This window comes from Photobacterium aphoticum (genome assembly GCF_001029435.1).
GTDB lineage: Bacteria > Pseudomonadota > Gammaproteobacteria > Enterobacterales > Vibrionaceae > Photobacterium > Photobacterium aphoticum.
This window is the reverse complement of sequence record NZ_LDOV01000037.1, coordinates 128,493-141,877: the sequence shown is the minus strand read 5'-3', so window position 1 is coordinate 141,877 and position 13,385 is coordinate 128,493. Positions and strand designations below refer to the sequence as shown.

Genomic DNA, 13,385 nt, shown 5'->3' with positions numbered 1-13,385 from the left:
CCCACACAGCCACTCAATAAAGATCACTTTTGTTAACTATTAATCCCTTGCTTTCAGCTACCCATCATGGAAAAAATGCAAGTGAACAGATGAATTCCAGCCCCAACTCAGCCCGTACATTCGTTATATCTGATAAAAATCGCATTAAAAACCTAAAACTTGAACTAAATCACCTTTTAAGAACAAAAAAACCGCAAAACGTTCGTCATAGTAAACGAGTCGATACTGGTCACATTATTTAACCATGGTGGCGATATACTCATCACCATACTGACTAAGAAGTTAATAAAAACCGACTAAAGGTTAACTTTAGTTGACTAAAGCGGTCAATTACGTGCTTTTACCCTCTCTACATTCTGAAGCCATCCTTGGGTAAGTGACGCTACAGCACGTAGGCCATATCGGTTCCGTTTTTCTTTTCGCCCTACATCTATCAGGAAGGCACACATGGACATGAAAAATAGCAACGTATTTCTAGGTTGGGTTGCGGCCATCTCCGTCGCGGTCATATGGGGGGTGACGGGGGTCGTTTCCAAGCCCTTGTCGATGGCGGTTGATCCAATGACTTTGGTTTTTTTCCGTTATGTCACTGCCGTCATTGGCCTGTCTGTGATTTACTTTTTCACGTCAAAAAGTGCATCACTCAGTAAAGACTTAGGCGGCAGCCTGAAGATTGAAAAGAAAGATATGCTGAAAATTGCGCTGTGCGGCATCATCGGTCAGGGGGCATTTTCACTGTTTAACTTCTTATCGCTATCACACATTGGCGCAACAGAAAATGGCGTCATCCAGGGCATGCAGCCTTTTGCCACAGTCTTTTTTGGCATGATGTTCATGAACTTTAAAATGAACAAAATTCAGTGGGCTGCCTTTATTGCATCCGCTCTGTGTATCTACGCCATGAGTGTTGGCCCAACAACAATCATTGAAAATGGTAATTCACTACTCGGTTATGCGTACGTCACGGCCTCTATGTTGTCGCTGGCTTGGACCGCACACCTGCGTGGCAGCCTGGCGGAGAAATACGGCTCTGTGGTTTCTATGCTTTACCAGTACATTTCAGTCGCGGTATTGGGTATTGTGGTGGTATTTGCGATGGATCTGGATCTGTCTCAAATCAACATCATTCTGTCTAGCCCACTGCTGCTTGCGCTGCTGGTTTTCTTGGGCACGGGTATCTCTGGCGGTAGCTACCTGATCCAGCTGTACTCTTTCAAACAAATCGGTGTTGAAAAAGCGACCATGGCACTGAACCTGATGCCGCTTGTGGGCTACGTGGTCGCTGTGATGACGCTGGGCGAAGAAATGGTACTGAGCAAGACCATCATCGTTTCTCTGATTGTGGTCGCACTGTACATCTTCACGAAATACGAAACCAAAGAAACAGACAACAGCAAAGACGCGGCGCTGACGCCACAGAAAGCATAATCACTGCGACACCATCCTCAATAAGCGCTGCAGAGTCCTGCAGCGCTTTTTTATTTCCCCTACTTCGACGCTTGCTAACCCGCGCCCTTTTCATGCGTCGCCATCCATAGCCATAGCCATAGCCATAGCCATAGCCATAGCCATAGCCATAGCCATAGCCATAGCCATAGCCATAGCCATAGCATCATCAATGTACCCAAGTGACATCAAGATAGGTATTTAAACATGTCTGCCTTGGTCTCTGATCAAGCGAGGAAATGCAGGCCGCACTACGTTAACAATCGACAATGCAGAGGCTAAACCGACTCGCCTTTCGGGGAATGAACTCCCCCCTTCACTTCTGTGTCAAATCGTCCTGAAGGGGAATTGGATTGGCTGCTATATATCTAAATCGTCGCAAGATGCTCATATCCGCGAAATGGCGCATTCCTCAAGGCGGAAATAGCTATCTCCCCCTTTGTCACCTTGCCAAGTTGAGAGATACATGACTCGTTAGGTTAATGATTTGACGAGGGATGAGCTTGATGCTCTGCCACATCATCTTTATTGTGCTTGCGATGAATACACTCTCTCTGTCTGTCATACAAAGCACCGACATCATCGCATCAGTAGACAGAGTAATTCCTCTCTTTTCCCCTTTCCGACCAATCATCCAATGATCAACAGAGATCGGTATTGATCATCGAATCGGGTACTGACTCATGATGCCGTTTCAGACATAAAAAAAGAGGCCTTTCGGCCTCTTCAATGTCATTCTTCTTGTCTACAACAATCGCGATTTATAGCGCTTGTTCGCCTTCCCATACGATACGACGGTAGCGCGCTGGGTTGGTATCGCCTTCTGTGCTAAACAGCATAACCACAGAGTCTTCACCTAGACCCATCATTTCTGCGTGTGCACGGCCTTCTTCAGTCGTCATCAGCAGGTACAGCATACCCATAGTGATCGCGCCAGATTCGCCACTGATCACGGCTTCATCGCCTTTCAGTGGGTTACCTAGAATACGCATACCGGTTGCTGCCACTTTGTCTTCTACAGACATGAATGAGTGGCTGCAGTCACGCAGGATTGGCCATGTCACTGGGTTTGGCTCACCACAAGCAAGACCTGCCATGATTGAGCTTAGTGAACCTGTTACGTTAACCATTTCGCCCGCCAGGCCTGAACGGTAGATACAATCTGCCGCTGCTGGTTCGCCAATGATCGCATTAAAGTTATCTGCACCCAGACGGTCAGCCAAGAAGCCTAATACGCCACCAGCCATTGCGCCCACACCTGCTTGTAGCAAAACGTGTGTCGGTAGGCCTTCTTCCATCGCTTCTGCTTGCTCAACCGCTTCGTCAGCCATGGTCATGTAACCCTGAGAGATCCATGTTGGGATCTGCTCGTAACCTTCCCATGCAGTATCTTGAACCAGCATCCAGCCGTTTTCTTCAGCGGTTTGGTTCGCCAAACGTACAGTGTCATCGTAGTTTACGTCAGTCACGATACACTCTGCACCCAGGCCACGGATACGATCAACGCTTGCCTGAGGTGAGCCAGCTGGCATGTATACAACCGCTTTCTGCGCCATTTCACGTGCTGCCCACGCAACACCTGTGCCGTGGTTACCGGCTGTTGCCGTCGTAAATACCAACGGTTTTTCTAGCTTAGAAGCAACGGTTTTCAGGTCGATCTCGCTGATATCCATGTTCAAGTGTTCAGCCAGTACACGACCCAGTGCGTAAGAGCCACCCAATACTTTAAATGCATTCAGGCCAAAACGCTTAGATTCGTCTTTTACAAGGATGGCTTTCACGCCCAATTGTTTTGCCAGGTTTGGCAGAGACACCAATGGTGTTGGGGTGTAGCCTTCAATTTGTTGGTGGAAAGCACGCGTTGCTTGCGCTGCGTCTTTAGAAAACAGTTCGCACACTTCGCCAGTGTAATTTGGGTTTTTAGATACTTTTAACATCGCGGTCACTTCAGGGCTTGGGGGAAGAAAAAACTGGCAAACCTAAAACAGGGGAAACGGTTTGCCAGCCTTGGAACAGAGAATTACTTAATGATGTAAGCAATCGCTTCTACTTCAACCAGTGCATCTTTTGGAAGACGCGCTGCTTGTACACATGAACGTGCTGGTGCAACGTCTGTGCCGAAGAACTCTGTGTACACTTCGTTAAATGCAGCGAAGTTTTCCATGTCAGACAGGAAACAGGTCGTTTTTAGCACTGTGTCCATTGACGCGCCCGCTTCTTCCAAAATCGCTTTCAGGTTCATCAGAGACTGACGCGCCTGCTCTTTAATCCCACCTTCTGCAAAAGCCATGGTTGCAGGATCAAGAGGAAGCTGACCAGAGGTGAATACCATGTCACCAAAACCCAGAGCTTGTGAGTAAGGACCGATCGCTGCTGGTGCTGAATCTGTGTGGATTTGTGTTTTCATTGTGTGTCTCTTGCTATCCGTAACTATGACTTGAACTCGCGCAAATACTTATAAATGGCATGGCGAGTGATACCCAACCGCTCCGAAACCATGGCTGTGGCCTCTTTGAGTTCAAAGATGCCGTTTTCAAACAGCTGCTTCGTAATGGCTTTGTTTTTACCTTTCAAATTGATAGAGGCATCATTCTCGATATCCGTGATGGCGTGATTTAACGCCTGCTCAATCACATCATTCGCACTGGCATGGAAGTTTTCACTCACACCAATATTGGAATGGCCCATTTCAGGCATCAGTGTTTTGATGATTTCAGGAAACGGAAAGGACAGGTTCATGTTAATACAGAACATGCCAATCGGTTTTCCGCCTTCACCGGCAAGAATACATGTCGTCGACTTTAGCAATGCACCGTCTTTACCTTGGGTAAAGTAGCTTTTCGGCGTGACCTCGCCCGTTTTTTCAAACGCGCTAAGCATACGAAGTCCCAAATCGGTGATTGGGGATCCAATCGTCCTGCCGGTGTGATGTCCATTCACGATCTTTACAACGGATTTCTCATAGTTTTCAAAGGAGTGGATAACCACTTCACTATGAGGGCCAATAAAATCGGCAATGGTCTCTGCTAACCGAAAGTACGACGTGAGGAACTCTTTATCCTTTTCAGTAAACTTTGTTGACTGTGATTCAAAGGTCTTCTCGCTCATCTTGGGTCACTTTTGTTAACTAATATTGACGACATTGTGATGCAAAGGCGGTTGCCTTTCAACTGCAAAATCAATTTTCGTTAACTATGGAACGCTATAAATGCTTTCTTAGCAACTAAAAAAGACACCAAAGTTCAAAAAAGTTGACCTTGCTCACTAATTTCTCCCCAAACCTGCCCAGAACAGTTCACATAAGTTAACTCTGAGAATCAGGTCACATTATTTAACTGAATTATCAGTAAACTGGCCGCCATAACGTCAACAATAGTGAACTTTATCGAGTTTAGGTTCACTGGATGTAACCGAAATAAATAATAAGTAATGAGGGATAACACATGATGAATTACCTAGCGCGTGGTTTTGAACTGGCGGAATTTGAAGAGCGTACAGCTCGTGCGCAGAAAATCATGCATGAGCAAAAGCTTGATGCGATGCTTTTCACAACAGAACCAAACGTACGTTACTTCACAGGTTTCCACACGCAGTTCTGGCACAGCCCAACACGTCCTTGGTTCTTGGTTATCCCTGCAGAAGGTAAACCAACCGCGATTATCCCTGAGATCGGTGCAAGCGGCATGGCGGGCACGTGGATCGACAACATCATTACTTGGCCTTCACCACGTCCAGAAGACGACGGTATCAGCCTAGTGGCTAGCTTCCTGAACTCACTACCTTGCCGCTTCGGCCGTGTAGGTGCAACGCTGGGTATTGAATCTCACCTGCGTATGCCAGTGAACAACTACCTACAACTGACTTCACTTGTGAAGAAAGAGTTCGTTGACGTTTCTCTTGAAATGCATGGTCTTCGCCAGGTGAAATCAGCCGCTGAAATCGCGAAAGTCAAAGAAATCTGCCGCATCACTAACGTGGGCTTCTCTAAGATCCCTGAATACGCAAAAGCAGGCATGACTGAGCGCGAAATCTGTAAGCGTTTCCGCATCGACATGCTAATGGAAGGCGCAGATGAATGTCCGTACATCATCGCAGGTTCTGGCCCAGACGGTTACGACTCCATCATCATGGGTCCAACTGACCGCGTTATCGAAGACGGCGACGTACTGATCATCGATACCGGTGCGGTTCGCGACGGTTACTTCTCTGACTTCGACCGTAACTGGGCATTTGGTTCTGCGAGCGAGCAAACCAAAGCGGCATACCGTGCAACTTACGATGCAACAACAGCAGGCTTTGAAGCGGCGAAACCAGGCGCAACGACCACTGACATCTACAACGCAATGTGGAAAGTGCTAGAAGCAAACGGCGCATTGGGTAACGACGTGGGTCGTTTGGGTCACGGTCTGGGTATGGAACTGACTGAGCGTCCATCTAACACCGCAACAGACAACACCGTACTGAAGCCAGGCATGGTGATGACACTAGAACCAGGCATGGTTTACGCACCTGGCAAGTCAATGGTTCACGAAGAAAACATCGTGATCACGGAAGACGGTGCAGAGTGGCTGAGCGAGCGCGCAGAACCTGAACTGATCATCATCCAGTAATCCCTGACATCCTGACGACGACACAACAAAGGGCGGCGTTCCACCCGCCCTTTCAAAAAAATAAAAGAAAAACATCGAGTACCGTATGAATTCCATCGAAGATTTCAAGCAATTTGAAGTGCCGCTAACCTACGAAGCCGCACCGCGTATTAACCGTACCCACATCGGTCTGGTTCAGCTAAGCACTGACCACTCTCTGGAAATGGACTGGGCAAAACTGCTTGGCACACAAGCGGCCGTGTTCAGCTCTCGCGTGTTCTACAGCAGCGAAATGACCCCAGAAGCCCTAGATCGCATTGCGAACGGTATCAGCGAAGCGTCTGATCTGATCGCTTACGGCCTACCAATGGATGTAATGGCATTTGGTTGTACCTCTGCCTCTATCATCATCGGTGAAGAGCGCGTAGCGGGTCTACTGACGCAAAACCGTGGCGACATTCCTGCGACTAACCCTTGGACAGCAGCACAAGCGGCATTCAAGCACTTAGGCGCTAAAAAAATCGCGGTATTCTCGCCGTACCCAACTGACGTGAACTTCCCACTGTACCAGCAGCTAACGAATGCAGGCTTTGAAGTGGTTGTACTGGGCTCGCTGGGTATCGAACGTGACACCGACATCACAACCGTTTCTAAACAATCCATGCTAGACGCACTGGAAAAAATCCTACCAAACTCTGGTGCGGATCTCGTGTTCATGTCTTGTACCAACCTACGTGTACTTGACCACATCCAAGAAATTGAAGACCGCTTTAACATCCCAGTGGTGTGCAGCAACTCGGCCATGTTCTGGCATGCAATGCACCTGACAGGTAAAGCAGCATCCTGCCCTGGCTACGGCCACCTGTTAAACCTGGGTACCACGACGCCGGTTGATCTAGACCGCATCATGAATACCGACGCAGAAGCAACGGCATAAGTAGCCCGACGCGGCAAGCGATAGACGGGGTTCGCCCCGAGACTGATTCAAAATTTAGCGTTACCGGTCAACGACCGACCCCATTTAGCAAGACGGAACAGTTACGGAACAGGTACTGATATAAGCCCATGCATGAGGGCTTACGGGGAAGGTCGTCTCAATTTAATGGACAATAAAGGATTTAAATGATGAACCGTACAACTATGGGTTGGATAGCTGCAATTTTTATCGGCCTTCTATGGGGTATTCCATGGATCGTAGGTACACCAATTTTGGAAGTGATGGACGCGCAGGTGCTGGTTTGGGCACGTTATACTGTGGCATTCATTACGCTGGCGATTATCCTTAACGTGGGTATTGCGTCAGGTAAAATTGAAAAGAAACGTGATTTTAAACTGAACTGGGAAAACCGTCATGACATCGTATGGTCTGCCGCGTGTGGCATCATCGGTCAAGGTGCTTTCAGTTTCCTATCATTCCTATCGCTTGACTACATTACTGCGTCTGAAAACGGCGTTATTCAGGGCCTGATCCCAATCTTGATCCTGACTGTCGGCTTCTTCCGTCACAATGCTCGCTTCTCTACTATGCAGATGGTAGCCGCACTGGGTGCGTTCGTGGGTGTAGCGATTCTGGTAATGGATCCAAACTCTGAAACCAACGGCTTCAACATCGGTCACCTGATCTGCTTCGGTAGTGCGGCAAGTTTCGCCACCATGGCTTACGCTCGTGCTGAACTGGCTGAGAAATACGGCTCTGTGGCAACCATGTTCCACCAGTTCGTATTCGCTTCAATCGGTTTCGGTATGTACCTTGTATTTACCGGCGCTGACCTAAGCTCTGCACTGGGCATCTTCAGCTCACCACTGCGTATCCTATGTATCACCATTCTGGGTGTGGGTATCTCTGGCGTAAGTTACATCATCTACATCTACGCTATGGAGCGTGTAGGCGTTGACGGTACAGGTATGGCACTGAACCTAATGCCACTGTCTTCTTTCGTACTGGCAGTATTTGCCCTAGGCGAATCAGTGACTCCAATGCGTCTTCTGGCTATCGCTGTGGTTATCGTTTCTATGATGATGTTCATGAAGTTCGGTAACGACAAAGCGAAAGAAGAGACGACTGAGCTTGAAGCACAAAAAGCGTAATCCCGCTGCTGATAGCCACAACTAGCAACACTTCGTAAAAGCTATAACACAAAAATACGACTTCGCGCAGCAGGCCCTCCTGCTGCGCCATTTGCACAACAGAGGTAAAGTTATCATGACCATTAAACAGCAAGTTACTGAATGGCGCCGTCATATCCACAAGCACCCAGAATTCGGTTTTGAAGAGGTGATGACCGCTGAGATGGTCGCGACCAAACTGGAAGAATTCGGGATTGAAGTCCACCGCAACATCGGCCAAACCGGCGTGGTGGGTATCCTGAAATGTGGTGACAGCGACCGCTCTATTGGCCTGCGTGCCGATATGGATGCGCTACACATCCACGAAAAGAATACATTCTGTCATGCCTCTGTTCATGAAGGCGTGATGCACGCATGTGGCCACGACGGTCACACTGCTATGCTACTGGGCGCGGCACACGAACTGGCGCGTACCCGTAACTTCGACGGTACTGTGTACTTTATTTTCCAACCAGGCGAAGAGCACGGTGTGGGTGCCAAAGCGATGATCGCAGATGGCCTGTTCACACGCTGGAAAATTGATGCAGTCTACGCGATGCACAACCTGCCTGGCATTGAAGCGGGCCACTTTGTTACACGCCCTCATTCATTGATGGCCAGCGAAAGCAGCTTTGAAATTGAAGTGATCGCCACAGGCGGCCACGCGGCGATGCCACACATGGGTACAGATCCTATCGTGGTTGGTGCACAAATCGTAATGGGTATTCAGACTATTGTTTCTCGTCACCTGAGCGCGATTGATGAAACCGCTGTGATTTCTGTGACGGAGTTTGCCACCAACGGTACGGTGAACGTGATCCCATCTCGCGTGACCATCAAAGGTGACACACGCAGCTTCACAGACCAAGCCCTGCACAAAATTGAAAAAGCGCTGGAGCGCGTTGCAGCAGGCACCTGTATGGCGGCGGGCGTTGATTACAAGTTCAGCTTCAACAACAGCTTCTTGTCGACCATCAACACACCAAAAGAAACCGAGCACGCAGTACGTGCAGCGATTGCAGTAGCCGGCGAAGACAAAGTCAACGGCAGCTGCCAGCCTTTCACCATCAGTGAAGATTTCTCTTTCATGCTGCGTGAAGCGAACGGCTGTTACATTCTGGTCGGTAACGGCGTGGGCGAATGCGGCGGTACCGCACTGCACAACCCACTGTACGATTTCAATGATGAGATCCTGATGTCTGGCGTGAACTTCTGGCAGACATTGGTTGAGCAGCAACTGAACAAGTAATTTCTTACCTCCTCTTGCCAGAAAGCCTAACCCGTGTTTCTTCCCTCTCTCTAGGGCACGTGGTTAGGCTTTTTTTGTGTCTGTATCCCGTCGTTTTTATTGACGCTTTGCTTGCGACTTGGCTTTCCATTTATCAATCAGCTTGAACGCAACCAAAAGAATCACGCAAACGCCAACCAATATCCAAAACACCTGATCGGTGTGATCCATCTTTTCCTCCAGCCAACAGGCTTATACCCGTGCGTCATCAGTTTATAACTTAATCCACGCATCCTGCCACGACGATCCGTATCCCGGCTCATAATGTGTGGCCGAGTTAATGTTACACCATCCGCCTTCCGGGAACGGACGGCATTGATAGGTCTGTCCATCTCGCCCAAGCACGACCGTTTCGCCGGCCACATAGTTGCCGATACCGGTCGGATACACATAGTCATAACCTCCATCATGAGAGGGGTATGACGGTAACGGGGTCGGCAATGGTGTAGGCAGTGGCGTTGGCTTCACCACCGGCAGCGTCGGTTTTTGTCCCGATGTCCCGCGTACCCACACCGTGCGCGTTTGTACCGCAGGCGCTTCTTTGGTTTTTAACGGCGTTGCGGTGAACGTCAGGGTGTACTGCCCGGGTTTGGAGGCCAATACTGCCAGGGCTGTTCGGCCTTTCTTGACCTTATCGCTATCACGATCCATCACACGCTGCTGACGATCTTTCAAGACCATTTCCACTTTATAGTCCCGTCGCGTTTTGACCGTCGTTGCAATAGTAACGTGGCCATCTCGATTCAAGCGGTATTCATCCTGTAACCCGAATATCGACAACGTGGCAGCATTGCCATGATTGCCATTCTGTTCTCCATCCGGGTAAGACGGCAACGGTACTGGCTTAGGCACTGGAACCGGCGTAGGCAATGGTGTCGGTGCAACCACGCCACCTGTTCCGCCGCCACCCGCACCGGCTGAGCCACTAAAGCGGATGTCACTGCAGTTATAAAAGCCTTCCCCGGCCGGATCGTTACGCTGCCAGCGCGTTACCAGAGTCGCATTGCCTTTTCGCCCTTTCGGCAGCGTGACATCAAAGAAAAAATACTGACCATTGCCCTCCTGACGAGGTTGGATATTGCCGTGCGAGGCGATCAATTCCAGATCTTGCCAGCGGATCGTTGAGGTGGCGGCATTAAAGCCCGGCTTAGTGATATACACCTGCCAAAAACTCGGCGTGTGAGGGGCGGTACCCCGATAACGCAATGTGAAGGTTTCCCCCGCGCGCATTTTCGTACGCTGCCAATGAGCAGACGGTAAGCTCATACCCCGCTTGCCGTTATCTCCCCCGGAGCAGATCAATCCGTTTGGCACGGCGCGTTTCACGGCGGCCATGTTGTTATAATCCGGCACCATGGCGGCAAATTCATTTTTCTGCACAAACTGATAGGTGCCCGACGCTTTAAACGCAGCACGGCACGCGCGGTTTTTAATACCGGAGCCGTCAGCCGCACTCCAGTAGCCACCGGCTTCTTCACAAAACACCTGACGTGCTTTGGGGTAGTCCGCCCACCCGTGTGCCACGGCGCTGCTAAGCGGTAACGCCGTAGCCGAACAAGCCAACAGAGAAAAAAGGATGTAATGCGGCTTGCTGTATCGCTTAACCGCGTGTCGCTCAATGATGTGTTGCTGCATGTTGTGAGATCCCTCTATGTCTCCCGCCTCTCGGCCGCTTAGGAATATTCCGCCACCACCAGAAAACGCTTTTTCTCGGCGTTGTAGAAATAAATCAGCTCAGGCCCTTCATCCATAAAGTGGTATGTCACGATCGTCGCCACGTAGTGATATACCTCGCCCCCTTCAATCAAGCTTAACTGGCTGACCGCTTTTTCATATTCCGCGTCCGTCAATGGCATCCGATCATCGCCCTCTTCGGTGTACGCTTCCTCACCGTATTCCTCTTCTTCATACAGCTTCATGAGCAAGTCATAGTCTTCCCCTTGCTCATCCCACAAATAAGCATCCCAATTTTGGCCGGTTTGAGGCTGCCCACCGTGCGTTAACAAGCTGCATGCGCGGTTTGAATTGGGCGCCTTGGATAAGGAATACTGCAAAAAGCCGTTCGCTTCAAAGAAGGCTTTGGCCTTATAAAACGAATCCAAGTAATACGCCGGATCGCACGGTTCAAGCTCCTCCGACGCGTCCAGTTGCCATTGCCCTTCCACCCAGGCGTATGATACTGCCGGTAAATCACAGAAGCTTTCTGTCGCAGGAAAAGCCAACAGCAACAGATCATCACTCATGCCAGAGAGCAGCCTGTCACTCACGGCGACCAACGGGATCATCGAGGCACTGTCGTGTGCAATCGTATCGGATGGAAAGAAATGAAAACCCGGTGCCGCTTGCATCATGTCTGTTTTTTCTATGCGGCAAGGCTCACCGGTCAATTTTAATTCAGTCATAATTACCTTTTTATCGCAATCTGTATGTCACCGCGTCCCCTGCCAAGCCGGCACTAACGGGCTCTTGCCGTGCCGGTTATCACTGGGCAGCATAAAGCGGAAAATAAAAACATTGTTCATAAACGCACTTTACACCGCTCATCCCATGATGGAATGACACCGCAACGCTCACCGTCATTGGTAAGCCATTTGTGCGAGAGAAAAGGCCATCTGATGGTGAACGCTCTTGCGCCGAAAAAGAAAAATCTGAACTTAATCACATTCTTTTATCCACTCTCACGGCTAAACAGCGAACTGACTCGATGTTTTACCGCATTGCTCCCATTATACTGAGAAAGATAGCCGCTTATTTTGTGACCACTCGATAACGTTAAGGATGACGCATTGAGATACGTACCCGATAAGGATGATCTGCCTGTCAGTGCCTTTACTGCCGATGCGATGCAAGAACGTGTTGGCCTCTTTACCCATTTCCTCCACCAGCACGCCCCAGAAGAAGTCAAAATCCCCCAACGTCTGTTAGAACACTGGGTACACAGTGATGTCCCGAAATCCCCGCTCGATTTCATCAAGCGACTTTATGCGGCTGTCGACATCTATCACCAACACACCATTACCCCGCTGGCGGTTTGTCGCCAAGGGTGCGCCTATTGTTGTACCAATCGCGCGGTTGACGTCACAGCCGCAGAAGCCGTCTATATCCATACACGCACCGCTTATCGGCTAAACCGCAAAGCCGAACCTTTACGTCGATACCTGCCAACGGTTAGTACGCCTTGCCCGTTTCTTGATGCACACAGTGCGCAATGCCACATCTATAACGTGCGCCCACTGGCTTGCCGCTTATTGGCGAGATTGGATCACTACCATCACTGCCACAGCGCCTCGACAACACAGGGGCTGCTCACGGTAGACAGTCACCCCATTTTTCACTCTCTCACTCAGCCCCTACAGGAGATCAGCCAGCAGCTCGGTCAAGCCAATAACATGGCCTGCGTGGCAGAAATTCGCCAATGGTTTACCTCTGTGCCACAGGAAACCCAACAGTAAGCCGCGATTCCCGTCTTTTTCTGTTCACATTATAGAATGAAATACTGTATACGCGCGGTATACCATTCTTGCCGTGCCGCCCCTCGCCTTAGTCGTACAAAAAACACCCAATTTATTATTGAAATGGCTATCTGGTTGCCATCGCGAAGAAAAAACACCATTTATTCGAAAAAAAATCTTCACATGAAACCGCACTTATTCTGAATAAGCATTTTTAGGCATTCAGCCGACGCAAACGTTGCACTCACAGGAAGGTTGGCCTGGCACGGGCTTGATGTCATAGCTAAGTGATTGAATTACCGTTTAGATGTGATTTCAGTCACATTTTGTAGGGACATTAAAATGCCACTGGTCAGATTTGTATAACAAATTGAATAGAGATTTATATCGATGCAAAAAAACCGATTCATGCAATGCTTGATTCCATTTTTAGGGTTTTTTAATCCTCAAAAATAATTAAAAATACGTCCCATCGATGAGCAAGACACTGACTCATCACTTTAA

Annotated in this window: 11 protein-coding genes; 6 read left to right on the top strand and 5 right to left on the bottom strand. The window is 49.2% G+C overall.

All coding sequences use genetic code 11. The features are described from left to right. The first annotated feature begins 447 nt into the window (after positions 1–447). A complete protein-coding gene (locus ABT58_RS19165) occupies positions 448–1,428 on the top strand; it encodes a DMT family transporter (protein ID WP_047876052.1) in 981 nt (326 codons plus the stop codon). 779 nt (positions 1,429–2,207) lie between these two features. Here ABT58_RS19165 and ABT58_RS19155 read toward each other — a convergent pair. The 3 genes from ABT58_RS19155 to ABT58_RS19145 form a co-directional block, all read right to left on the bottom strand. Beyond that, positions 2,208–3,383 (bottom strand): diaminopropionate ammonia-lyase, encoded by a 1,176-nt coding sequence (locus ABT58_RS19155; protein WP_047876050.1) that lies wholly within the window; start codon positions 3,381–3,383, stop codon positions 2,208–2,210. 83 nt (positions 3,384–3,466) lie between these two features. Then, a complete protein-coding gene (locus ABT58_RS19150) occupies positions 3,467–3,853 on the bottom strand; it encodes a RidA family protein (RefSeq protein WP_047876049.1) in 387 nt (128 codons plus the stop codon). Positions 3,854–3,876: 23 nt separating this feature from the next. Continuing rightward, entirely contained in the window at positions 3,877–4,554 is a 678-nt protein-coding gene (locus ABT58_RS19145; protein ID WP_047876048.1) for a helix-turn-helix transcriptional regulator, read from the bottom strand. Positions 4,555–4,889: 335 nt separating this feature from the next. Between ABT58_RS19145 and ABT58_RS19140 the strand changes: the two genes are divergently transcribed. The 4 genes from ABT58_RS19140 to ABT58_RS19125 all read left to right on the top strand — a co-directional run bounded on the left by ABT58_RS19140 (position 4,890) and on the right by ABT58_RS19125 (position 9,390). Next, a complete protein-coding gene (locus ABT58_RS19140) occupies positions 4,890–6,056 on the top strand; it encodes a M24 family metallopeptidase (protein WP_047876047.1) in 1,167 nt (388 codons plus the stop codon). A gap of 85 nt (positions 6,057–6,141) precedes the next feature. Continuing rightward, positions 6,142–6,972, top strand: coding sequence for a maleate cis-trans isomerase family protein (locus ABT58_RS19135; protein ID WP_047876046.1), 831 nt, complete (start codon positions 6,142–6,144; stop codon positions 6,970–6,972). Between the two features lie 188 nt (positions 6,973–7,160). Continuing rightward, on the top strand, positions 7,161–8,123 hold the full coding sequence (locus ABT58_RS19130; RefSeq protein ID WP_047876045.1) for a DMT family transporter: 963 nt from the start codon (positions 7,161–7,163) through the stop codon (positions 8,121–8,123). A gap of 115 nt (positions 8,124–8,238) precedes the next feature. Further along, complete coding sequence (locus ABT58_RS19125; RefSeq protein WP_047876044.1) at positions 8,239–9,390, top strand: M20 aminoacylase family protein; 1,152 nt, start codon at positions 8,239–8,241, stop codon at positions 9,388–9,390. A 252-nt stretch (positions 9,391–9,642) separates the two neighbouring features. Here ABT58_RS19125 and ABT58_RS23545 read toward each other — a convergent pair whose 3' ends face one another. Both ABT58_RS23545 and ABT58_RS19115 read right to left on the bottom strand, forming a co-directional pair. Then, on the bottom strand, positions 9,643–11,064 hold the full coding sequence (locus tag ABT58_RS23545; protein ID WP_053063140.1) for a lytic polysaccharide monooxygenase: 1,422 nt from the start codon (positions 11,062–11,064) through the stop codon (positions 9,643–9,645). A 38-nt stretch (positions 11,065–11,102) separates the two neighbouring features. Further along, positions 11,103–11,831: a hypothetical protein gene (locus tag ABT58_RS19115; protein WP_047876043.1), complete on the bottom strand. Its 729-nt coding sequence runs from the start codon at positions 11,829–11,831 to the stop codon at positions 11,103–11,105. 384 nt (positions 11,832–12,215) lie between these two features. Here ABT58_RS19115 and ABT58_RS19110 point away from each other — a divergent pair, with 384 nt between their 5' ends. After that, positions 12,216–12,881 carry a YkgJ family cysteine cluster protein gene (locus tag ABT58_RS19110; protein WP_047876042.1) on the top strand — a complete coding sequence of 222 codons (666 nt, stop codon included), beginning with the start codon at positions 12,216–12,218 and terminating at the stop codon, positions 12,879–12,881. Positions 12,882–13,385: the final 504 nt, after the last annotated feature.

What these genes read in the sequence shown, in the direction of transcription:
- ABT58_RS19165 (WP_047876052.1), top strand. Translation starts at nt 448, where the DNA reads ATGGACATGAAAAATAGCAACGTATTTCTAGGTTGGGTTGCGGCCATC.
- ABT58_RS23545 (WP_053063140.1), bottom strand. Translation starts at nt 11,064, where the DNA reads ATGCAGCAACACATCATTGAGCGACACGCGGTTAAGCGATACAGCAAG.
- ABT58_RS19115 (WP_047876043.1), bottom strand. Translation starts at nt 11,831, where the DNA reads ATGACTGAATTAAAATTGACCGGTGAGCCTTGCCGCATAGAAAAAACA.
- ABT58_RS19155 (WP_047876050.1), bottom strand. Translation starts at nt 3,383, where the DNA reads ATGTTAAAAGTATCTAAAAACCCAAATTACACTGGCGAAGTGTGCGAA.
- ABT58_RS19140 (WP_047876047.1), top strand. Translation starts at nt 4,890, where the DNA reads ATGATGAATTACCTAGCGCGTGGTTTTGAACTGGCGGAATTTGAAGAG.
- ABT58_RS19125 (WP_047876044.1), top strand. Translation starts at nt 8,239, where the DNA reads ATGACCATTAAACAGCAAGTTACTGAATGGCGCCGTCATATCCACAAG.
- ABT58_RS19135 (WP_047876046.1), top strand. Translation starts at nt 6,142, where the DNA reads ATGAATTCCATCGAAGATTTCAAGCAATTTGAAGTGCCGCTAACCTAC.
- ABT58_RS19150 (WP_047876049.1), bottom strand. Translation starts at nt 3,853, where the DNA reads ATGAAAACACAAATCCACACAGATTCAGCACCAGCAGCGATCGGTCCT.
- ABT58_RS19130 (WP_047876045.1), top strand. Translation starts at nt 7,161, where the DNA reads ATGAACCGTACAACTATGGGTTGGATAGCTGCAATTTTTATCGGCCTT.
- ABT58_RS19145 (WP_047876048.1), bottom strand. Translation starts at nt 4,554, where the DNA reads ATGAGCGAGAAGACCTTTGAATCACAGTCAACAAAGTTTACTGAAAAG.